The organism is Variovorax sp. J31P179 (assembly GCF_030316985.1).
Lineage (GTDB): Bacteria > Pseudomonadota > Gammaproteobacteria > Burkholderiales > Burkholderiaceae_C > Variovorax > Variovorax ginsengisoli_B.
The window spans coordinates 87106-108799 of record NZ_JASZYL010000018.1; the positions used below are offsets into that span (position 1 = coordinate 87106).

23 protein-coding genes are annotated in these 21694 nt (G+C 62.3%); 9 read left to right on the top strand and 14 right to left on the bottom strand.

The window, feature by feature from the left end:
* Positions 1-2: 2 nt before the first annotated feature.
* From QTI17_RS31060 to QTI17_RS31085, 6 genes are all read right to left on the bottom strand, one after another.
* Positions 3-1688 (bottom strand): alpha/beta fold hydrolase, encoded by a 1686-nt coding sequence (locus QTI17_RS31060; RefSeq protein WP_286537696.1) that lies wholly within the window; start codon positions 1686-1688, stop codon positions 3-5.
* Entirely contained in the window at positions 1685-2155 is a 471-nt protein-coding gene (locus QTI17_RS31065) for a MaoC/PaaZ C-terminal domain-containing protein (protein ID WP_286537698.1), read from the bottom strand. Before QTI17_RS31065 ends, QTI17_RS31060 begins: the two co-directional genes overlap by 4 nt.
* A 34-nt stretch (positions 2156-2189) precedes the next feature.
* On the bottom strand, positions 2190-2561 hold the full coding sequence (locus tag QTI17_RS31070) for a Rieske (2Fe-2S) protein (RefSeq protein ID WP_286537699.1): 372 nt from the start codon (positions 2559-2561) through the stop codon (positions 2190-2192).
* The gene (locus QTI17_RS31075; RefSeq protein WP_286537700.1) at positions 2555-3868 is read right to left on the bottom strand and encodes an MFS transporter; all 1314 of its coding nucleotides are present in this window, start codon (positions 3866-3868) and stop codon (positions 2555-2557) included. Before QTI17_RS31075 ends, QTI17_RS31070 begins: the two co-directional genes overlap by 7 nt.
* Before the next feature lie 207 nt (positions 3869-4075).
* A complete protein-coding gene (locus tag QTI17_RS31080) occupies positions 4076-5131 on the bottom strand; it encodes a beta-keto acid cleavage family enzyme (RefSeq protein WP_286537730.1) in 1056 nt (351 codons plus the stop codon).
* Positions 5132-5174: 43 nt separating this feature from the next.
* Positions 5175-5561, bottom strand: a complete 387-nt coding sequence (locus QTI17_RS31085; RefSeq protein WP_286537701.1) for a carboxymuconolactone decarboxylase family protein — start codon at positions 5559-5561, stop codon at positions 5175-5177.
* A 139-nt stretch (positions 5562-5700) separates the two neighbouring features.
* Between QTI17_RS31085 and QTI17_RS31090 the strand changes: the two genes are divergently transcribed.
* The 3 genes from QTI17_RS31090 (at position 5701) to QTI17_RS31100 (ending at position 8719) form a co-directional block, all read left to right on the top strand.
* Positions 5701-6738, top strand: coding sequence for an AraC family transcriptional regulator (locus QTI17_RS31090; protein WP_286537702.1), 1038 nt, complete (start codon positions 5701-5703; stop codon positions 6736-6738).
* 234 nt (positions 6739-6972) lie between these two features.
* On the top strand, positions 6973-8010 hold the full coding sequence (locus QTI17_RS31095; RefSeq protein ID WP_286537703.1) for an IS110 family RNA-guided transposase: 1038 nt from the start codon (positions 6973-6975) through the stop codon (positions 8008-8010).
* A 346-nt stretch (positions 8011-8356) separates the two neighbouring features.
* Positions 8357-8719 (top strand): hypothetical protein, encoded by a 363-nt coding sequence (locus tag QTI17_RS31100; protein ID WP_286537704.1) that lies wholly within the window; start codon positions 8357-8359, stop codon positions 8717-8719.
* A gap of 495 nt (positions 8720-9214) precedes the next feature.
* Here QTI17_RS31100 and QTI17_RS31105 read toward each other — a convergent pair whose 3' ends face one another.
* Both QTI17_RS31105 and QTI17_RS31110 read right to left on the bottom strand, forming a co-directional pair.
* Complete coding sequence (locus QTI17_RS31105) at positions 9215-9799, bottom strand: NADPH-dependent F420 reductase (RefSeq protein ID WP_286537706.1); 585 nt, start codon at positions 9797-9799, stop codon at positions 9215-9217.
* 47 nt (positions 9800-9846) lie between these two features.
* On the bottom strand, positions 9847-10455 hold the full coding sequence (locus QTI17_RS31110; RefSeq protein WP_286537709.1) for an FMN-dependent NADH-azoreductase: 609 nt from the start codon (positions 10453-10455) through the stop codon (positions 9847-9849).
* Between the two features lie 181 nt (positions 10456-10636).
* Here QTI17_RS31110 and QTI17_RS31115 point away from each other — a divergent pair, with 181 nt between their 5' ends.
* Positions 10637-11563: a LysR family transcriptional regulator gene (locus QTI17_RS31115; RefSeq protein ID WP_286537710.1), complete on the top strand. Its 927-nt coding sequence runs from the start codon at positions 10637-10639 to the stop codon at positions 11561-11563.
* A 232-nt stretch (positions 11564-11795) separates the two neighbouring features.
* Here QTI17_RS31115 and QTI17_RS31120 read toward each other — a convergent pair whose 3' ends face one another.
* The 3 genes from QTI17_RS31120 to QTI17_RS31130 form a co-directional block, all read right to left on the bottom strand.
* On the bottom strand, positions 11796-12572 hold the full coding sequence (locus QTI17_RS31120; RefSeq protein ID WP_286537711.1) for an alpha/beta hydrolase family protein: 777 nt from the start codon (positions 12570-12572) through the stop codon (positions 11796-11798).
* 686 nt (positions 12573-13258) lie between these two features.
* Positions 13259-13663 carry an OsmC family protein gene (locus tag QTI17_RS31125; protein WP_286537712.1) on the bottom strand — a complete coding sequence of 135 codons (405 nt, stop codon included), beginning with the start codon at positions 13661-13663 and terminating at the stop codon, positions 13259-13261.
* 81 nt (positions 13664-13744) lie between these two features.
* Entirely contained in the window at positions 13745-14482 is a 738-nt protein-coding gene (locus QTI17_RS31130) for a GNAT family N-acetyltransferase (RefSeq protein WP_286537731.1), read from the bottom strand.
* Here QTI17_RS31130 and QTI17_RS31135 point away from each other — a divergent pair.
* On the top strand, positions 14408-14725 hold the full coding sequence (locus tag QTI17_RS31135) for a hypothetical protein (protein ID WP_286537734.1): 318 nt from the start codon (positions 14408-14410) through the stop codon (positions 14723-14725). The genes QTI17_RS31130 and QTI17_RS31135 overlap by 75 nt on opposite strands.
* Positions 14726-14840: 115 nt before the next feature.
* Here the strand turns inward: QTI17_RS31135 and QTI17_RS31140 are convergent, their stop codons facing one another.
* Entirely contained in the window at positions 14841-15275 is a 435-nt protein-coding gene (locus QTI17_RS31140; protein ID WP_286537714.1) for a VOC family protein, read from the bottom strand.
* A 234-nt stretch (positions 15276-15509) separates the two neighbouring features.
* Here QTI17_RS31140 and QTI17_RS31145 point away from each other — a divergent pair, with 234 nt between their 5' ends.
* From QTI17_RS31145 to QTI17_RS31155, 3 genes are all read left to right on the top strand, one after another.
* The gene (locus QTI17_RS31145; RefSeq protein ID WP_286537716.1) at positions 15510-16379 is read left to right on the top strand and encodes a hypothetical protein; all 870 of its coding nucleotides are present in this window, start codon (positions 15510-15512) and stop codon (positions 16377-16379) included.
* 926 nt (positions 16380-17305) lie between these two features.
* Positions 17306-18037 carry a P-loop NTPase family protein gene (locus QTI17_RS31150; protein WP_286537717.1) on the top strand — a complete coding sequence of 244 codons (732 nt, stop codon included), beginning with the start codon at positions 17306-17308 and terminating at the stop codon, positions 18035-18037.
* Positions 18038-18398: 361 nt separating this feature from the next.
* Positions 18399-19334: a LysR family transcriptional regulator gene (locus QTI17_RS31155; protein WP_286537719.1), complete on the top strand. Its 936-nt coding sequence runs from the start codon at positions 18399-18401 to the stop codon at positions 19332-19334.
* Here the strand turns inward: QTI17_RS31155 and QTI17_RS31160 are convergent.
* Both QTI17_RS31160 and QTI17_RS31165 read right to left on the bottom strand, forming a co-directional pair.
* Entirely contained in the window at positions 19331-20230 is a 900-nt protein-coding gene (locus QTI17_RS31160; protein ID WP_286537721.1) for an amino acid ABC transporter substrate-binding protein, read from the bottom strand. The genes QTI17_RS31155 and QTI17_RS31160 overlap by 4 nt on opposite strands.
* A 10-nt stretch (positions 20231-20240) precedes the next feature.
* A complete protein-coding gene (locus tag QTI17_RS31165) occupies positions 20241-20672 on the bottom strand; it encodes a VOC family protein (protein ID WP_286537722.1) in 432 nt (143 codons plus the stop codon).
* Between the two features lie 163 nt (positions 20673-20835).
* On the opposite strand from QTI17_RS31165, the gene QTI17_RS31170 reads away from it, so the two are divergent.
* A complete protein-coding gene (locus QTI17_RS31170; RefSeq protein WP_286537723.1) occupies positions 20836-21420 on the top strand; it encodes a flavin reductase family protein in 585 nt (194 codons plus the stop codon).
* Positions 21421-21694 lie beyond the last annotated feature (274 nt).

A 21694-nucleotide genomic window follows, 5' to 3' on the forward strand; every position in this document is an offset into this window, starting at 1 on the left:
GATCAGCCCTCCTGCATCACATAGGTGCCGGGCGCGTCGCACAGGGCCGGATGGCGCTTCGATCCAGGCTGGCGCGCAGCGCGCTTCTCGGCCTCCGATCGCGCTGCCAGCCACGCAGACAAGTGCGGCCACCAGGTGCCTTCATGGGTCGTCCCGCCCTGTTCGAAGGACGCCGGTGTGTCATGCGAGCCACCATTCGTGACGAAAGACGACTTCTTGTTGCGCTGCGGATTGACGATCGACTGCACGTGGCCGCTCGAGCTGAGCACGAAGTCGCTCTTACCGCCGAGCATTTCGCGCGTGCGGTAACAGCCCTGCCAGGGCGTGATGTGATCGGTGCTGCCGCCGACGATATAGGCATCACAGGTCACGTCGCGAAGGTCCAGCTTCTGCCCGGCGATCGTCAGGGCACCGGGTCGCGCGAGCGCGTTGGATTCGAGCAGCGCCAGAAAATCGGCATGCAGCCGCGCCGGCAGGCCCGTGGTGTCCGAGTTCCAGTAGAGCACATCGAACGCCGGAGCCTTCTCGCCGAGCAGGTAGTTGTTGACCCAGTAGTTGAAGATCAGTTCGTTGGGCCGCAGCCACGCGAACACCTTGGCCAAGTCCTTGCCCTTGAGCACGCCGCGCGCACCGCTCAGGGTACGCGCAATGTTCAGCGTCTCCAGGTTTACGAACAGGCCCATCGAGCTGTCGGAGATGGTGTCGATGTCCAGGACCGACATCAGCAGCGTCAGGCTGCGCGCCCAGTCGCTGCCTTTGGTGGCCAGGTAGGCCAGCAGTGCGGCCGAAGTGATGCCGCCCGAGCAGGCGCCGAGCAAGTGCACCTGTGGCGACCGCGCGATGTCGCGCGTCACCCGCATCGCATCCTCGAGCGAAAGCACATAGGACTGCAGCCCCCAGTCGGCCTGCTCGGCGGTCGGGTTGCGCCAACTGACCATGAAGACCTGGAAACCCTGCTGCACGAGGAACTCGACCAGACTGCGTCCGGGTGCGAGGTCCCAGACGTAGTACTTGTTGATCTGCGGAGGCACGATGAAGAGCGGCGTGCCGCGCACATTTCGCGTCTGCGGCCGGTACTGGATGAGTTCGAGCTGTTCGCTGCGGAACACGACGTCGCCGGGCGTTGTCGCCAGGTTCTCGCCAACCTTGAACTTCGAGACATCCACCGACGCCGGCAGCCCGCCGTTGTGGCGCCAATCCTCGAGCAGCTGCGCCGCTCCGCGCATCAAGCTGGCGCCCCCGGTATCGAGCGTACGCCTGAGCGCGGCTGGATTGCCGAGCAGCGTGTTGGTCGGCGCCAGCGTGTCTGCCACCATGCCAAGCACCATCCTCGCCCGCGCCTCGTCGGATGCGGAAAGGCCGAGCTCGCCGACCAGGCGTTGCGTCTCGCGGCAGAGCGCGAGATGCCCCTGCATCAGGTGCCTGTAGTAGCCGTTGTCGCGCCAGGCTGGATCGTCGAAGCGGCGGTCGCGCGCCGAAGGTTCGACCGACGAGCGGCCGAACGCCACCTGCGCCAGTTCGCTGGCCGCGCGGCCGACGGCACCAACGGTCTTGGCGGGCTGCATGATCGCCGCAGTGACCATCGCCCGCAGCGATTCGCTCAGCCGCGCGGGCGTGCGCCCGAGTTCGACGTTGACCAACGGCGCTTGGGCGTCCGTTGTCTTGGAGGCGAAGGCGATGTTGTTCATGCCATCACCATGCCCATCGACTCGGCCAGCAGCACCGGTCGCCCGGGTGTGCCCTCGACGAAGGCGGTATTGCGGCAACGCACCAGTGTGCGGCCCCTGCCCTTCGACTCGACTTCGACCAGCGCGACTTGCACGACAACGCGCGAGCCCGCCGGCACGGGCGCCAGGAATCGAACCTTGTCGAAGCCGTAGTTCAGCACGTTGGCGGCGTCATGGGGGTATACGCCGAGCTCGAACTGGGCGGCGGGGATAAGCGACAGCAACAGCATTCCATGTGCGATCGTGCCGCCGAATGGTGCTTGCGCCCGAGCGCGCTCCACATCGACGTGGATCCACTGGTCGTCGCCCGTGCATAGGGCGAAGTGGTCGATGCGATGCTGGTTGAGCAGCGCAGGGGTCGAACAGCCGAAGTCATGACCGACATGGTCATGCAAGGTGTCGACACGATGATTGGAAGGAATAGCCATCCGAGGCTCCAGGTAGATGAGGTTGAGAGAGGTGTCAGCAAGCAGTTACGCCAAGGTCGACCTCGACGCGGCCGTCGTGCACGCGGACCGGGTAGATGCGCATGGCGAAGCCTCCGCCGCGGGCGTAGCCGGTAGCGAGGTCGAAACGCAAGCCGTGCGCCGGACACCTGATCGTGGCGCCTTCGAGCTCCCCGCTCGCGAGCGATGCGCCAGCATGCGGGCAGCTGTCGGCGATTGCGTACACGGCGCCCTGGATACGGAACAGGGCAATCTCATGCCCGCCGTGGCGTGCGAAGCAGCGGCCGCCAGCGGCCAGGTCACTGTCGCCAAGCACATCGGTCCACCGTGGGCGACCGTCAGCGGAGGGCGATGGGTCTGCGGCGCTGCGATGATCTGAAATCAGCATGCAGGTGTCCTCGTTGCGCTATTGCGCGCCACATCCCGCTCATAGCTGCGCGAGGCCAAAACGAAGAGAACAGCCGATGCCAGCGCCAGCATGGGCGTCAGCGTCAGCGCAATCTTCAGGCCGAAGAGATCGGAAAGCACCCCGACGATGATCGGGCCCGGTGCCAGGCCGAGCAGGTTGTTGGCCAGGGTCACCGTCGCCGTGACCGTCGCACGCACGCCAGGATGGGTGACATCGCAGGCAAGGGCGACGGAGCAGCCGCCCTGCGCGGCCGCGAACAAGGCGCCCAGGAAGATCAAGCCCAGACTCAGAGGACCGGTCGGGAGCGCAAACGCGGCGATAAGGACCACAGCCGTGAGCACTGAATAGAGCGCCGGCACAAGGGCCCGACGCCGCGGTTGAAGGGCGCACAACCGGTCCGCCATGCCACCGCCGAGGATCATGCCGAGGCCTGACACCAGCACTGCGATCCCAGTCATCAGGGCGGCCTTCTTCACGTCCATCCCATGGAAGCGAACGAAGTAGGTCGGCAGCCAAGCAATCAGCATCGCGGGCATCGCCATCTGCAGGCCGCTCGCGAGGTAGGCGAAGTTTCCGGAGCGAGCAGCGAACACTTCGCGCGCGATGCGTGCGATCTGGAGTCGGCCGGGGGCGGCGTCACCCCGGCCCTCAGGCGGCAGTGCAACTGTCTTGTAGTCGCGTACGACGAAGGGGTAGATCAGGGCGAGCAGCAAGCCCGGCGCACCCACGACGAAGAAGGCTGTGCGCCACCCCGATTGGGCGACGACAGCGCCCCCGAGGACCACGCCGAGCACCGAACCGAACAAGCCCGCGGACAGGAAGGCGCCCATCACTGCGGCACGCTGCCTGGCGGGAAACACATGCGCCAGCAGAGCGGCCCCTGCGGCCCCGTACGCCGCCTCGCCAAGACCCACGAAGGCCCGCGCCCAGAGCAACTGACCGTAGCTTTGCGCCAGGCCACAGGCGAGGGTCGCCAGGCACCAGACGAACGCCATCAGCGTGATGCTGTTGACGCGACCCCAGCGATCGGCGGCTAGGGAAATCGGCACTGCCAACAGGCCGACCACCAGCGAGACCACGCTCACGAGCATGCCGAGCTGCGAGTCCAGCAGACCCCACTCGGCCTTGAGGGCCGGCATCACTGCGCCGATGACCTGCCGCGACAGGTAGTCGGACAACATCAGGCCGAAAGTGAGCGCGAAGACCGACCACGCATGGATGCGCGATGCATTCGCGGGGTCTTTCGATGGCGCGGGGGCTGCGCCCACCGACAGGGAAGGATTCATGGCGTTTGTCTCTTGTCTCTTTTTGGTGTGCAACCGCTGCCGGCTGCAGCTTTTGCTTGCCGCGCAAAGCGAGTGTCCAGATGTGAGGTCACGGGCCCAACTGGTGCTTGCCGATGCCGCCGGCGCGGAAATAGCTGGCGCGCCGATCAGATCGACGCGCCGCAGGTCGGCTGCGCGTCGCCAGCGGACGGCAGCCGGAGCGCAGCTTCAGGCCGCGACGCGCAACGGCACGCCGCGCTGACCATGCGCGCGGTTTGGCGGCAGACCGAGCTTCGCCAGCGTTTCGTCAGTGTTGCGGTAGGTCTCGCCGAGCTTGTAGATGCGTCGTGCCTCGTCCCCGCTAGCGACATCGCGGTTCAGCTCGCGCGCGACTCGCACCATCATCTCGATCTGCTGCACGGAGGTCATGCGTTCTCCGCGCGGGCCGAACAACGTGTCCTCGATGCCGACGCGCACATGCATGCCGAGTGCAATGGCCATCGTGTTCATCGGATAGATGTGACGGTTCAGGGTCTCGAGCGTGAGCACCGCGCCGTCGGGCGTGCGGCGCACGAACTCGATCATGTCCGCCGGATTCAGCCCGGCGAAGCCACCGCCGATTGCCACGTAGTTGAGGATCAGCGGCCCGTTGTACGCGCCGCGGCGAATGAGTCGCTCCACCGTCTCGAGTTGGGTCACGTTGCCGAGCATGAAATGCGGCTGGATTCCGCTGGCGGCAAGACGCTTCAGGTGCTCGACATGCCACGACGGATTCGATGGCACGATCATGTCGGTGTACGCTGCCTGCACGGCCGGGTTGCTGAGCGAGGTGCCGGCGACGTCGGCCTCGGTCATCAGCTCCATCACGTTCATCTGGTTGGTGTTGATCGCGATCGTGACCTGGTCGGGGCGCGGGTTCAGTTCGGCGAGCATGTGGCGCGTGTCGTCCGTCATCCACTTGGCGGCTTGGCCGTCATCCTCGGGGGCGAAGGAAATGGAGCCGCCGACCTGCAGGATCATCTTCGGCACTGCTTCCCGCAGGCGCGCCAGCATCTCGTTGAACTTGGACAGGCGCTTGCTGCCCTTGCCGTCTTCTTCACGCACGTGCACGTGCAGCACGGTGGCGCCGGCGTTCCAGCAGTCAACTGCCTTTTGGATCTGATCGTCCATCGTGATGGCGATGTCGTCGGAATCGCCTGCGGCCCATTGGGGCCCATAGGGTGCGACCTGGATGACCAGGGGTTGCTGGTTTTCGGGGAGCAGAGAGTCGTCGAGGAATTGCATGGTGTGTCCTTGAGGTTCGGAAAATGGAGGGCTGGAGGGTGGCTCAGCGCGCCGAGGCTGACGCCAGTTCATCGAGCAGGATGGGGGCACCAATGCTCATGGAATGGATGCCGAGCACACTCACGCACTGCAGCACGGCGGTAATCTCTTCCTTGGTGGCGCCGAGTTCCAGGGCCTTGCGGACGTGGCGGCGTACGCCCGGCCCATACATATGGGTGCACGAGGCGTCGACGGCGATGGCAAGGAATTCGACTGTCTTCGGGTCGAGCACGCCCGACAGCATCGGCGCCATGGCCATCGACATGAATTTCTCGGTCCATGCAGGGTCAAGTTCGGCGAAGGGTTCCCAGTTGGGATTCCAGTTACCGGTGCTGCGCAAGCGGTCGCAGACCGGAGTCGATGAAGAGGATCGGGCGTTGTCGTGTTCCATGGTCGTGTCTCCTGAGGTGGTGCTGCAGAGGGCTTGCAAGCTGCGGCTGGTTCGAGGAGTGATTGTTCCGACTGGGGGATTTGCCGATTGACCAGCGGTGCCACGCATTTAACCTACGAGGACACTCAGGGCGAACCCTATGTCGAACCTCATTCGCAGCGCCAGCCTCACCAACTACCCCGAAGTGGCGCGAGCGGCCGGGCTTGATCCGCTGGTCCTGCTGGCCGGGGCGGGACTGAGTCCTGCCTGCCTGCATGATCCGGACCTGCGGATCCCGAGTGATGCAGTAAGGGCCCTGTTCGAGGCCTCGGCCACCGCCAGCGGACTGGACAATTTCGGCCTGCGTATGGCCGAAACGCGTCAGCTGTCGAATCTGGGCGCCGTGGCGCTGATGGCGCGCGAGGAGCCCACGGTTCGGCGATTCGTGCGGGCGATGACGCGCTACAGCCATGTACTCAACGAGTCACTGTTCCTGAAGCTCGAGGAGAGCAATGGCATTGCTGTGCTTCGCGAAGAGTTTCTCGTTCGCCATCACGGATCTTCACGGCAAGCGACGGAACTGCTGGTCGGCGTGACGTTTCGCAGCCTGAAGTTCTTCCTCGGGCCAACTTGGAACCCACTGCGGGTCTGCTTCGTGCACGCACCACCGCGCGATCCGAGTGTGCACCACCGTATCTTCGGCTATGCCGTCGAGTTCGGACAGGATTTCAACGGGCTTGTCTGCACCACACGGGACATGGACGCTCCAAATCCGATGGCCGACCCTGTGATGGCGCGCTATGCGCGATTGACGCTCGAGGCCGCTGCTGACTCGGGTCGCGTGAACGCGGTCGACAACGTGCGTCACATCCTGCTCGTGCTGCTGCCTTCGGGCCAGGGCTCGATCGAGCAAGTTGCCCAACACCTCGGCGTCCACAAGCGCACCGTTCATCGACTTTTGTTGCGCGAGGGCACAACTTTTTCCGACGTGGTGAACACCATCCGGCGCGAGCTCGCTGCGCAGTACGTCGACGACGGAACGCGGCCGCTGTCGCAGGTGGCCGAACTCCTGGGTTTCTCGGCGCTGAGCGCTTTCTCCCGTTGGTACAAGCAACAGTTTGGCGAGGTCGCGGGGCAGCGTCGGCGCGTAGCCCGCGGTACAGAACGACCGGCACGAGGTCGATGGAACAGTATCTGACCGCTGGCTTGCTTCGCGTCGTGTAAAGGGATCGTCCCGCCCCCTATCAGCGAGCGTCAGCTTTCGGGCCACCAGACCAGGCGAATTTCGAAGCCCGATCGAACGACCGCTGTTCACGTCGCCGAAGTGGTCGTCCGGGCCCAAACTAATGGGATGGACGCCCCCGCCCGAACCGGCATCGATGTGCCAAAGTGGAAGTGTCACCGACCACTTGAACCGAGAGGGGCGTCCACCATGAAGATTACGACTGTTGGCATCGACCTGGCAAAGAACGTGTTCCAGGTTCACGCAGTGGATGAGCATGGCAAGGTCGCGCTGCGCAAGCAGCTGCGACGCGACCAGATGACCGTGTTCTTCGTGAACCTCCCGCCGTGCCTCATCGGCATGGAGGCCTGCGGCAGCGCCCACCACTGGGCGCGCACCCTGCAGGGCTTCGGCCACACGGTTCGCTTGATGTCACCCCAGTTCGTCAAGCCCTACGTGAAGAGCAACAAGAACGATGTGGCCGATGCCGAGGCCATCTGCGAGGCCGTCACCAGACCCAACATGCGATTCGTGCCGGCGAAGAGCGTCGAGCAGCAGGCTGTGCTGTCGTTGCATCGAGCGCGCCAGGGCTTCGTCATCGCCCGGACGGCGCAGGCCAACCAGATTCGCAGCCTGCTCGGCGAGTTCGGCCTGGTCATCCCGAGGGGCATATGCCACATCGCCAAGCAAGTTCCCCGTTTGCTCGAAGACGCGAGCAACGAACTACCCGGCGCTTTTCGCCGCCTCATTGCGCGCCTGACCGAGCACCTCAAGGAACTGGACAAGCTAGTCGACGAATTCGAGGACCAAATCAAAGCCTGGCACCGCAGCTGCGAGCTCAGCATCAGGCTGGAGAAGATTCCAGGCATCGGGCCACTGGGCGCCACCGCTCTTGTCGCCTCCATCGCCGATGCGAACAGCTTCGACAACGGGCGGCAGCTCTCGGCGTGGCTCGGCCTCGTGCCACGGCAGCATTCGAGCGGCGGCAAGCCCACGCTGTTGGGCATCAGCAAGCGCGGAGATGTGTATCTGCGCACGTTGCTGATTCATGGCGCGCGCTCCGCTATCGTGGCCGCCCAGAATAAAGCGGTGAACACCAACGTATGGCTGGCGAGCCTGCTGAACCGACGACATCCGAACGTGGCCGCAGTCGCGCTGGCCAACAAGAACGTGCGAACCGTCTGGGCATTGCTAGCCCACGGGCAAGAGTTCCGACCCAGCTACGTACCGCCTAAGCTCGCTGCGTAGCAGCCACGGCCCAGCAACACAGACTACAGGAGTACCGAACCACCGATTGCTCAGGCAATCACGCAGTGATGGCAAGACAGGTTAGACCGTGGTTGGCGAAGCCCAGTACAGCCGGAGCACTCCGAGTGCGACAAACCGATTGAGGAGCCGACCAGCAGACCCCATCAGGGACAGCGGCAAGTCGCCGCAGCGAAAGTCCGAATGTACGGGTGCAATCGAACCTTCAAGACATCATCAACTGAAAGCTTGGCAAACCGGGGGCGTCCATGTACGGCTGTACGCCGCGCTCCAAAGCCGCCGTTCGCGTGTGCTATCTTGCTGCGCATCTTCGAGGAGTGGCATTCGGATGACCGACACGTTGAAGGCGCTTACAGAAGCGCAGATTGACGACGCAATGGGGCCTGTCCGAATGGCCTTCCCAAGGGCATCGTTCGCTCTTGACGACGTGCCCGCGCCCCTCCATCAACTCGCCCCCTATGCCGCACGCTGGGGCGTCGCCGATGATTCGGTCAGGGACAGCGTCATCAGAGGGACGCCCTTGAAGCTCAAGCGGAACTTGAAGTGGATGGTCACCGTCCTCGACTACGCTTTGACGGAATGGCTGGCCGGTCCCGAATCTTGGAGCACCGAGCCAACGGACGCCTACGTTGCCTACTCGGCGATGCGGATGGCGGCCGACGGCATCAGCAGCAAGGACCTTCACGACTGACCGGTTCTGGCCGCAGTCCTGCCCGTCAAGCTCGCTTCGCAGTGAGCTCTTCGCCCGGACGGCAGAGCTTAAAAGTTCGCCGTCGTGGTGGTGTGGTACCCGGTGAGCCTGCCGCCTTGCGTCGCCTCATCGCCGCGAGCCTTCCTGGTTGACAAGAGCAGTGTCGCGGCCGCCGTTCCGAAGAGCGCCAACAGGCTCCATGCGCCGAACGCGTAGACCAAGCCAATCGGCATAAGGACAGCAAGAATGAGAAAAAGTACCCTGAGCATGGGTCTCAGTTTGCCTGCCTAAGGCCGTCTTGCGTCGTGAAGAAGTGGACGCGCGGCACAGAAAGTGGCCGAACGGATGGAGGAGCGGGCCGGAGGTCCGCTTGTGGCCGACTAAAGCCTGCTGCCGCATTCGCGGCCTCGGCGGCGTACCGGCATACGGGCCGTGCAGTGTTCCGATTGATGGAGTAAGCCACCGCGGTGGCCGGGGAAGCAAGTTGTCGAGTCATCATTGCTTGATGAAGTTCTGAAGAATCAGCGGCCCGCCCATGCCAATCAGCGCGCCGCCTTCGTTGATTTTCCCGAGCGACACGGGGGCGAAGCCCAACTCGCCGACCAGTTCGGCAATCGACGCCTCGGCGCCCTGGTCATTGCTCGACACGAACATGACGCGCCGACCGCCGCTCTCAGCGGGGTCCTTCGCAAGTAACTTCGCCGGCAATTGGTTGAGCGTCTTGACCAACTTCGCACCAGGGAACGCAGACGCGACGACGTCTGTGGAGGCTTGCCCCTTCAGCTCCTCCGGCGAGACGCCGTAGGTGTTCATCGCGTCGACCACGACTTTGCCGGACCAGTTCGTCAGGCCACCGGCGACGGCAGTGTGCGCACGGAACGGGACTGCCAGGATGACCACGTCGGCCTTGAGCGCGTCTTGCAGCGTGACAGGAAAGACCTTGCTGCCGAGCTCCTCGGCCAGCGCCGTGATGGATTCGGGGCCACGCGTGTTGGCAATGTTGACGGCGATGCCACTGCGGGCAAATTGCTTGGCGAGAGAGGCACCGACATTGCCCGAACCGATGATGGAGTAAGTCATGAGAAATCCTTGAAAAAGATGAATCTTTGAGAGATGGGATAGATGACTCAGGCCACCATGCCGGCGATGTCTTCGAGTGCTCTTGCCACGGCGGCCTCTTTGGCCTCCGGACTGAACGCGAGGCCTTCCGCTCGCACCACCGTCACGTCGGTCACCCCCAGGAACGCCAACAGACCCAGGAGGTAGCTTTCTTGGTGTTCGAACGCGGCACCGGGGCTCCCCGCCGAATACACACCGCCGCGCGACGATGCAATGAAAGCCTTCTTGTTCTTCAGCAGGCCTTCGGGGCCAGTGGCCGTGTAGCGAAAGGTCTTGCCTGCCACGGCGATGCGGTCAATCCAGGCCTTCAGCGACGTTGGAATCGACAGGTTGTACATGGGCGCACCGATGACCAGGATGTCCGATGCGAAAAGCTCGTCCATGTACGCGTTGCCTTTGAGCAGGTCGGCGGTGATGGTTGCGTCATCCGTGGCAGTGCCCTGGAAGGTGGCCATGTGTACACCCGACAGGTGCAAAGCCGGGTCGGCGGACAGGTCGCGAGAGACTACGCGGATGCCTGGGTGCAAGGCGCGTTGGCGCGCGACGAGTTCGGCGGAGAGCTGGCGACTGACGGACGCCGTGCCGAGGACACTGGAATCGAGATGAAGGAGTTGCATGGGGTGCCTCTATGGGAAGGGTTGAACTGCTTGGCTACTTTCGAACTCACCCTCACGCGTCGGAAACCGGCTGGACGGCGTCGATGAATCGATGGACCAGACTGTGCCGGGCATCTCCCATCCTGAATAGACGGTATATTGAGATGCGAACCATCTGTTTTTGGGATGGAAGGAGCGCTCGATGCTTGACGGTGTTTCCCTGGACCAGCTCAGGACTTTCATCGCGGCCGCGGACGAAGGCAGTTTTTCCGCGGCGGCGAGGAAGCTCAACCGCGTTCAATCCGCTGTGAGTGGGTGGGTTGGTGGGCTGGAAGAGCAAATCGGCGTCGTGCTCTTTGACCGTTCGGGTCGCTTTCCGAAGCTCACCGCGGAGGGCGTGCTGCTGCTGGCAGACGCTCGCAATGTCATTTCTGGGGTGGACACCCTCAAGGCCCGTGCCAAGCTCATGACGTCAGGGCTCGAAGCGGAACTTTCGGTAGTGGTCGATGTTTTCTTCCCGACCGATATCGTCTCCGCAGCAGCCAAAGCATTCGCAAGCCAGTTTCCGTTGACACCGCTACGGCTCTTCGTGGAGGGACTGGGCGCAGGGTATGAACCGGTGCTCGATGAGCGTTGCAGCCTTGGAATTCTGGCGGCGCTGCCTGTCGCATTTCCATCGCTCGTGAGCGAGCGCATCGGTGAGCTGGTGCTGGTCACAGTGGCCGCGGCGAGCCATCCTCTGGCGAATGTGGGACATCGAATTCCCAAGCGGACTTTGGCCAGACACGTGCAACTCGTGCTGACGGACCGGTCGAGCTTGATGGAGGGCCAAGATTATGGAGTTATGTCCCCCTCGACCTGGCGTCTCGCTGACCTCTCAACCAAACACGCATTCCTCAAGGACGGTGTCGGGTGGGGAAGCATGCCCCTTCACATGGTCGAGAGCGACATCGCTGCCGGCAGGTTGGTTGTTCTGGATGTCGAGGGCATGCCGCCGAGCGGCTTCATGTTGACCATATCCGCAGTCCACCAGGCTTCAACGTCCCCTGGGCCCGCTGGCAGATGGTTCATCGACCACTTGAAGGCAAGCACGGCCAGTGGTGGTCTGCTTGAACACGAACTCACCTGACAGCGTGCATGTCCGACAGAGTACGCGGCGCCTTGAGTCCTGCATCGCCAGGCGCTCGCCTTTGCGCAGTGCCGAAGCTGAAGTGCTGACATAGCTATTCCAGGTCTGAATCTGGCTGAGGCAGGGAGAGCGGTCGTAGGTTGACCTGGCCGTTTGCTGCCGGTCCAAGGGTCTGTGCCGTCCATGCATTTCTGAGGCGAGGTTGGCGGACCGCTTTTGGCCGCAACCTGAACTACGCGATTGCGTCCAGGTAGTCGGTCATCGTGGCGGCCCAAAGTTGGGGTCGATAAATCAACGCATGCCCGCCGCGCAGCGCGTGGAATGCACCCCTGCCCCCGGCCGCGCGAAATGCATCGAAGTTCTCACGACAATGCGCGATGCGATAGTACTGGTCGTGGCTTCCGTGAAGCCAAAGGGTCTCCCGAGGGAACGCCGAGCCGCGTAGGAACGTCTTCCTATTCACCTCCAGGTGCGTTGGGCAAGCTCTCCCCAGCCAACCGCCATTGAAGTTGATAGCGGCTTTGAAAATGGACGGTCGCTCGCCCGCATAGGCAATCGCCAGAATCCCGCCACGCGATGTTCCACCAATCACCAGATGTTCCTGCTTGACATCCGGACGCGCGCAGATGTGCTCCATCACCGCGTCCAGGTCCTCGATGGCCCGGTCGACGCCTGGCAGGGACAACTGCGGGTCCCAGGAATAGCCACTTCGGTCTAGCTTGAACCCTTCGTCATAGAGTCCCCCTGACTTCCCGCGGCCTCGACGTTGAGGAAAGATGACCTGCCAACCTCGTTCAGCGAAAAAGTCCGCGAGCGGAGCGCAGGCCATCGTCCGCCGGAAGACCGCCGGGTTCGTTCCGAAACCAGTAGACCCGTGGTTGAAGACCAAAGTAGGAAAGGGGCCTGGCCCAGAAGGCCTGCGAGCAACGAGTTCCAAGGCCACGGGTCGACCGCCCTCTTCGAGGCGCGTTGGAATGATCTCGGAGGTGAGATTGCTTCGACTTGGCATGCTGAGTAGACCGCTGCTGCCCAATTCTGGTGCCCGCAACTGTTAGCGCGCACGCACCGATGTCCGCTTAGTTGCGAGCCGACAACGAACGTCCCCTGTCGGCGGATGCTGTCCTAGACTGAGAGTTCGTGCACGAGAGCCGGCTTCTCGCTTTGGTCTGCGAAGAGCGGCAGTTGGGGGGTGGTCGCGCAATCCACGCGGGCTGATGCGTGCATCATGGTCCAGCACCCTTCGACTCGTCGGCGTGGTGCAGGCTTCGGAAAGCAGTCCATGCAGACCTTATCGACGACGGCAAATACATGGCCTCGCAGCTTGAATATGTAGCTGCCAGCAGGCAGCCTGCTGGCCAGTTGGGCTACCGTGGGTCGATGAATCGCGGGCCGGTCGAGGAAAGAGACCCAGGGGGCCACCTCATGGTTGGCGAACACGGCGCTCACGGCCTTGGGGCGCATGACGCCACGAGGACGCCGACCAGCGTCCGCACAAATCTTGTGAGCGCGAGCGTACGGCATACCAGTGCTCAACGCGAGCGAACGGACTGCGCAGTCGGACCGCTCTGCAAAACCAGCAGCAGTGCGCCCACCGTCAGTCACTGTGTAGTTGATTTTCATTCCTTACTTGGCGTCCAAGGGACCGGTCCTGGCCGCATCCTGCCCCCGTTCCTGGATACGAGGGCAGCTCACTGTTCAGGGCTCTCTTGAAAGGGCGACTGGAGCGCCGGCACGAATGGTGTTATGTACTTCTGCGACCGAATCTGTTTGGCGTACCAAGTCCGTGATGTCCTCGGGCGTCGCTGGTGACGACACCTTGACCGCGTATTGAATGTTGGTAGCCACCAGACCGACGCCCGGAAAATCTGCTGTCGCCTCGACCACGACTCCTTCGACCGGGATATTCAGGCGTTCAGCCTCGCGGTAAAGGTCATTGCAGTAGCAGGTTGCGAGCGCGAGCATGAGGAACTCACCGCCATTGACCGCCGAGCCTTTGCCAGAGGGCTTAGAGGGCACGACAAGAACCTGCGTGCTTCCACCCGTGCGCACGGAGACTTCGTGCTGAGTCAAGGAGTTCCTGACAGTGGCAGATATCTGCATGGTGTGCTCCGTTTGGCCGATGTGGACAACGACGGCTTCAGCCGGAATTCTGCCACCCGCCGGAATGGCGGGTGCTGGCCGTCACTTGCCCTTGCCCTTTGGCTTCATCGTGGTGACCTTGTACAACGCCCCGTGCTTGTCGTAGGTCGTCCACGTACCGACTTGCACCCCAAGTTCGAAGTAGCCCGAGCGCATTCGAACGCCATCCTTGCGGAACCATTCCCAGTAGCCGTTTAACAAGCCGTCGAGCATCGGACCACGAGCGCGGACCGTACCGCCCTTGAAGTATTCAACTCGCTCTTCCGGTACTGGCACCGGGTCTCCTACGTCCGTTGATGGTCGCATTCTGCCTTCCCCCGTGCGGCCGGGTGCTCTCGCGTTGGAGGGCAACGCTCGCTGTCCAGCAAAGACCCATCGTTCGCCTTGGCCCGTCACAGTGTGCTCTTGCTGGGTGAAACCGGCCTTCTGGAGGACGCGTCGGGAGCCGCCGTTGGCAGGATTGATATCGGCCACGACGTCCACGCCGGTCGCGGCGAGCGCAGATGCAACCGCCTTGACCGCCTCCGTGGCGACGCCTCTTCCTTCGCGTCCTCCGCGAACGGCATAGACAAGCTCGAGCTCATCGCCAGAGGTCTTAGCCGTCGCCTTGCACTCGATGTGCGCTACCAAGTCGTCGTCCGGTACCCCCGTCACAGCCCATACGTGCGCAAATGAGAGGACTTCGGAAGAGCGTCGAACCAAGGCATGAAAAAGACGCTGGCCTCTCGGCATATCAGGGAACGACCGGCTCAAGAAGGTCTCGATGAAGTCATCCCCCATCCACGCGAGAAATTCGCGGCGCAAGGCCGGCTCGTAGGGTCGAAGAACATGTCGTTCCGTTCGGAGAACTCGCATTGGTGGGCCGTTCGGGAAGTTCTGCTCGTGGCTGCATCCTGCCTCAGCAACGGCCCCAGCCTCGTGGGTGAGGCGGACCGGCGCACGAGCGCCGATGAAAACATCGAAACTGCAGAGGTGGCGGGTAAAGGTCGGCTATCGGGCGACATGAGCGTGGGCGGTGAATGACTGGTTCTGACCGCATTCTGCGGCACGGGCATCGGCTTCCGCGGGTCCAAAGGCAGACTTCGTTGCGGCGCGCCAGACGGACGGAAAGCCGGTATACACGCGCGAACCCCCACCACTAGCCGAGCTGCTCGGCAAGCCCGACGATGATGCCCTCAGGCCCACGAATATAGGCGAGCCGGTACGCTTTCTCATACTGCATCTGGCCAATAAGTTCTGCGCCACGGGCCTGCATCCTCGCAACGACAGCATCAATACCATCGACTGCAAACATGATGCGACGAAGACCCAAGGCGTTCACCGGGGCGTCAACGGGTCCAAACCTGACTGCATCTGGGGTGTGGAACTTGTCGAGTTCAATTCCCTGACCATCGGGAGTCCGTAGCATCGCGAGGGTGGCTCGGACGTCGCCAAGTCCTATGAGGCTTCCGACTGAAGGCCCTTCAACCGTGGTTTGGCCCTCAAGCTGCAGACCCAGCTCGATAAAGAACGCCTTCACCGCCTCGATATCGTCGACAACTATCAGGACGTTGTCCATTCGCTTGACTGTCATGCCTTCGGTCCTCTTTCAACGGATGACTTTGCCGAGGAGACAGCCTACCCGAGAGCTGCCCTTGGCGACTGACTGCTTTTGGCCCCGATTCGAACGTCATCTACCTGAAAGACTGCGGCGCCTAAGCGGCCCCCACAGTCGTCCTCGTTCAAGCCACACCTCACGCTGTGGCTGTTTCATCTCCGTTCACTAGTTTTGCCGCGGGGGGCGGTGGCGCTCCGCCGGCAATTAGACATGAACCGTCGCTCGCGATTCGCGCGCGTGGTCTACCTAGGCCAATCAATCTTTCTTGAGGAACATATGAAGATTTCGACTCGCATGTTTATCGCAGGTTTCGCTCTGGCGCTCGGTGCCTGCGCACTGCCTCCGAGCAACTCAACGCAAAGCTCGAACGCCCCCAGCACGGCCCAAGTGGCGCAGGCGCCTCCCAAGCAGGAACCGCTCAACCGTACAGAAGTGGAAGACATCGCCAAGTCGAAGTCGGCCGCGGCGGTCGAGAAGTCCCTTGCGGGCAAGCCGGTATCGCTCGTGGTGCTCAGAGTCATCGGAAGCGAGAAGAACTCGTTTTGGAGCACCCAAAGACACGACCCTTTCACCAGCTACGTCTGCGATGCGTGGAGCAAGTCTATTGAACAGGGGGGATGGGTCGACGGCACGATTTCGCGCATCGGCATGACTAAAGATAAATCTTTCCAGGTGTGCTTGACTGGCTGCAGGGCGGGTAGCACCCCGGCATCGGAAGCGAGCGTCGTTCCCATGAAGGCTTCGGAAGTCGAAGGCCTTATCAAGGCGAACGCCTTGGCGGCAAGAAAGAACGGCTATTTCCAAGGCGGCGATGGAGGGACAATCAAGTCAACGCGTCAATTGCAGGACAAGCTGGTTGGGCTCAAGGTGGTGAAGCACAGCAAGCAGGCGCTTCCCCAGCAGTGGATGTTTGATGCCATCAAAGCCCGAAAAGACTTCTCCGTCTCTTACAGCTGCTATTCGTGCGACAAGAGCTTCAAAGTCGGAGCGACGATTTACGGCAACGTCGAAGACGTCACCGCGCCCATGGACGACGAAGGCATTGATGTCACCCTGAGCAGGTGCCGTACTAAGCGATAACGCACGGTTCGCGTCGTCGCGCGAACTCCTGCGCACTGGTTTTGCGGACCACGGGGAATGTCCGGTCCTGGCCGACTGTCGCCTGTAAATCGCTACGCAGATTCATCCGCGGAGCCGAAGGCAACCAGCAAACCCTATCGGCTTGGCTCGCGGAATGCGGCGCCAACGGCGAGTCAGACTCTGACAGCAATGACCCGGCCAAACCTCCTACACCAGAAGGATTCGCGTTTCGCCAAGATGGTGTCCCGGTTTCGAGGCAGACGCAAATGCGAACCGATGTATTTCGAGCAGTTGGGACAGACGGGCAGTGGCACCTCGTCTTACGACGCACGCAATCGTACTGTGTTCAGACGGCGTACGGCCCTGAGGAGAAGCAGCGTGAGCCCAAGTTCTACTTGGATAACGGCGACGCGCTGGAATGTGCTGGGCGATACGATACGTTCAGAACGCCGACAGGCAGCCTAGTGGTCAAGCTCATCATTCCCGAAATGCGAAAACGAACACGGGCACGATGGTAGCAAATCCACCTCGAAAATGGCGGCCACTGCCCAAGCCCACGGTAGAACTCCGGATACCTTGCATGGCCGCAGAGGGTTGACAGAGCCACCTTCCGGGGGCTGAGCGACGTTTTGCCGTTCGTTCAGCCAATAGCTTGCGGCGGACCTCAGATGCTCAACGGATTGCTGAATGGTTCCGCAAGGATGGCGTTCGAATGCGCTCGGGCTACTTCGAACTTGGGGTGCAAGTCGGTACGTGGTCGACCTACGACAAGCACGGTGCGGTGTACAAGGTCACCACGATGAAGCCAAAGGGCATGTGACGGCCAAAAGCCCGTGGGACCGGGTTGCTCTCCGGCAGAATGCAGCCAGCCCCTGTCGCAGGAGCGGACACTCATGACCGCCGTCTGAATCGGATACAACATCCGTATGCATCAAGTCGCACAGCCAGACCACCGGTCGTCCGAGCATCATGGGCTCGTCATCATCGAGGGCATCATGGGCTCCGGCAAGTCGACAACCATGAGGCTCGTCGCGAAAGCACTGGAAGATGCAGGACGGCCGGCACTTGCTGTTCACGAGCGCGCCGACCCGCACCCCGTCCGAGCGACCGATGAACTCCAGCACTGGTTCGAGCCGTGGCGAGAATCCACGGCTGAACAGCTGGCGACCCGTGCACTTTCGAGGTGGCGCTCGTTTGCGCAAACGGTTCGAGTCGGCCCTGCTGTGCCCGTGCTAGACGGCCAGCTCTTTCACGGCGACCTTACCAATCTCTTCCTGATGGAGGCGAGCCTCGATGAAATCGCGGCGTACTGCGACAGCTTGGTTCAGCTCATCGAGCCATTGCGCCCGCTCGTCGTCTACCTGCGTCAGGAGAACGTGGAGCGCGCCGTTCGCACCGTCTGCGCGGAGCGAGGGGAGGCCTGGGTGAAGTATCAGGTCGATTGGAAGTTGAAGGGACCGTACGCGGTGCGCCGGAATTTGGTTGGTCTCGAAGGCCTCATCGCGCTGTACCAGGGCTACCGACTCATGACGGACGCGCTGTTCAACCGACTGCCGCTGGACAAGATGGCTATCGAGAACTCGGGGCGAGACTGGGCGCGGTACAACCGGCAGGTCCTGGAACGGCTCGGCCTGGACGGCGTGCCAAGCGCGAGTTGAGGTGCGTGCTCACAGGCAAAATTCGGCCAATAGCGGCTGCTCGGCTGCGCCTCGGAAATCCGGGCCGGAGCGGACATTCAATCTGCGAGAGGTCCGTTCTGTAGTCGCATTGGCAAGGTACGCCCTCGCGTTCTACGACGACCTCTTCGCGACATTGATGCGGCAGGAGGCGACTAGCGGCCATTGGCGGGCATTCGGGCGACGCTCGCGAACTATCGTTGCAAACTGATAGCAGACATCCGCACTGCGCTGCGGCCATGCCCAGCCGCTCCGGAGCAAAGTCTCGGCGTATCGCGGCATGACGCATTCCGCCGTTTGCTTGGTTCTTGATCTTTCGATCGATTATGGACATGCTCGCCCCATGATTGCCGAGCTCAAGACCCTCATCGCCGTTTGCAAGTATGGAACCTTCGCTTCCGCTGGCGAGCATATCGGCCTGACGCAATCGGCGGTGAGCAGCCAGATCCGGCGAATCGAGGAGACTTTGGGCTTCTCCTTGTTTGACAGGACTGGGCGATCCGCCACGTTGAACAGCGCCGGGCAGATCGTCCTCGAGCGCGCAGAAGCTCTCTGCGCGCTCTACGCGAAACTTGGCGATCCGCCCGACGAACAATCGACGCAAGGTGTCTTGCGCGTTGGCGCCATCGCCTCCGCGCAGTCGACGCTGGTCGCGCGTGCGCTCGAGAAACTTCGTCAAGCGCTGCCGTTGGTCCGCGTCCATGTTGCGCCTGGCGTGTCTCTGCGGCTGATGGACGATCTCGACGCCGGCAGGATCGATGCTGCAGTGATGATTCGACCGCCCTTCGGCATGCCACCCGACATGACGTGGCAGGCGCTTGCCCGCGAACCGTTCGTGCTCATCGTCCAGAAGGACGGTTCGAACCGCAAGGACTGGGGCGAGTTGCTGCAGTCGCGGCCCTTCCTCCGGTACGACCGCGTGTCCTTTGGCGGCCGCATGGTCGAAGGCTTTCTGCGGCGGCAAGGCATCACGGTGAACGAGGCCATCGAGCTGGACGAAATCTCCGGCCTCATTCAACTTGCCGCCAACGGGGTGGGCGTTGCGCTCGTGCCTCTTGTCGAAGCCCATCTGCCTCTGCCCGACAGCATCCGGGCGGTGCCGTTGGGGGAACAAACTTTCTACCGTGAGATCGGACTGCTTCAGCGACGCACCCGAACGAGCTCGCCGATCGTGACCCAGTTTTCGCGCTGCCTGGAAGAGGCTTCGGAGGCCCCCGTCGGGAATGCAGACGCCCGACGCGGCGCATCGCGCAAGGACCGTCGTCGCCCCCGGGCCTAGCGCGCCTCGTACTCTTCCATGGGTTTGTCGGTGGGATTCGCCCAAGCGGCCTTGGTCATCTCGGTCGCGGGCAGGCCCACGATCACGTTCTGCGGCGGGATCGGCTTCAGGAACCATTTGTCGTATATGCGCGCCGCATCCCCGCGCTTGGCCAGCGATACGACGCTCTGGTCGACAAGCTTCTTGAACGCCGCGTCGCCCTTCGGCAACATGATGGCAATGGGCTCTGTGCTCAGCACCTGGTCCAGCAGCTTGTACTGCGCGGGATCCTTGCTCTTCGAGATGAGCGTCGCCAGGATCTGCCCATCTGCCACGAACGCGTCAGCGCGGCCGTTCTCCAGGAGCAGAAAGCCTTCGCTGTTGTCCTTGGCGGTCAGCTCCGTCGCATCGCTCTTGAGCCTTCTCAGCAGTTGCACGGACGTGCTTCCGGTGGTCGCTGCCACCGTCTTGCCAGCCAACTGGGTGGTCGACTTGATGCCGGACGCCGATTTGACCGCGACGCGCACGCCTTCCACGTAGAGCGTGGGGGCGAAGGCGACGTCTTTCTGGCGTGCCGCGTTGTTGGTCGTCGTACCGCATTCGATGTCGACCGTGCCGTTCTGCACGAGCGGAATGCGGTTCTGCGGCGTGACCAGTTGGTATTTCACTTCCAGCTTCTCGAGCTGCGTCGCCTTCTTGATGTCGGCGATGATCCGCTCGCAAATTTCGACGTGGAAACCGGTGTATTGCCCGGGTCCGGTGGTGAACGACATCGCGCCCGAGGCGTCGCGCACGCCGACCGTGACAACGCCCGAGTCCTTGATCTTTTTCAGCGTGTCGGTCTGTGCACCCGCCGAACCCAGGAATGCCAGGAAGGCAGCGGCAACGCTGGTGGCGACCCATGATTGAAGTCCCATTGAAGCCTCCTTACTTCGCGAACAGCGAGCCGAGATCGGCGAACGATTTCATTTCGATGGCGTTGCCCGATGGGTCCAGGAAGAACATCGTTGCTTGCTCGCCAGGTTCACCTTTGAAGCGGATGTAGGGTTCGATCACAAACGCGGTCTTGTTCGCGACCAGCTTGTCGGCCATGGCTTGCCACTTGTCCATCGGCAGGACGGCGCCGAAATGCCTGACCGGCACATCGTGGCCGTCGACGGCGCTGCTCTGCTTGTGGCCGCACTCGTCGGGTGCCAGATGCGCCACGATCTGATGACCGTAGAAGTCGAAGTCAACCCACTCGGGCGCGCTCCGTCCTTCGGGGCAACCCAGTAGCTCTCCGTAGAAGGTGCGTGCTTCCGCGATGTTGCGCACAGGAAAAGCAAGGTGAAACGGGATGCGTTGGTGGGTTTCGCTCATGGTGTCCTCGTGGTGATGTAGTTCAGGGGTGAGGAAACTTTAATAAGCGATTCGCATAACCGAAAGCGATATAAATCGTCGCTAAGCATCGATTTGCTAGATGCTTCTTGTGTCGATTCACTTCGACTGGCGAGCTTTTCAGTCTTGCTGTCCAATCGCCAGCATGTCGAACACAACCAACTTCCAACCGGTGGCTCTCGAGCACGCCAGTCGCCTGATCAACCACGGCCCGACGGTGTTGGTCACCAGTTCTGACGGCACCCGCCGCAACGTCATGGCCGCGGCGTGGTCGATGCCGGTGGAGTTCACGCCCCCGCGCATCGCCGTGGTCATCGACAAGCACACTTTCACCCGCGAGTTGATTGCGGCCAGTGGCACCTTTGCCATCTGCTTGCCCGGAAGTGCGCTCGTCGACCTCACTCACGCGGTCGGCAGCACGAGCGGTCGAACCATGGACAAGTTCGAACACTTCGCCATCGGCACGGAGACCAGTTCAGTACTGAAACTGCCGGTCTTGTCTTCCGGTTGCTCGGCCTGGCTCGAATGCCGGTTGATTTCTGAACGGCACAGTGAAGAAGCCTACGACGCCTGCTTTGCCGAAGTGGTTGGCGCAGCAGCCGATGCGCGGATCTTCCGGAACGGCCATTGGTTGTTTGACGATAGCAACGCAGCGCTGCAGACGATCCATCACCTCGGGGGCGGCAACTTCATCTGTGCTGGCAGCGTCGTCCGTGCAACTGCGCCATGACTGCTGTGCAAAGATATGCACCAAGTACACGCTCGACAGCTTGGGTTCATGCGCACAGGCCGATGCCCGCTTTCGCCTGCGCCGCCGTCCTTGGCGGCATGATGCTCACCGACCGCCATGGGCCCTCCCTGCCCTCCACCAGCGCCCGTGGTGCGGCTGCCATGCAGATGCTATGGAGGGCTGGAGGAAAGCGTAAAACAGCGGCTCCAGTTCTCTTTTAAGGAGCATGGAGATGACTACCACTTGGACAGCGCTACGGCGCCAGGAGACGGCC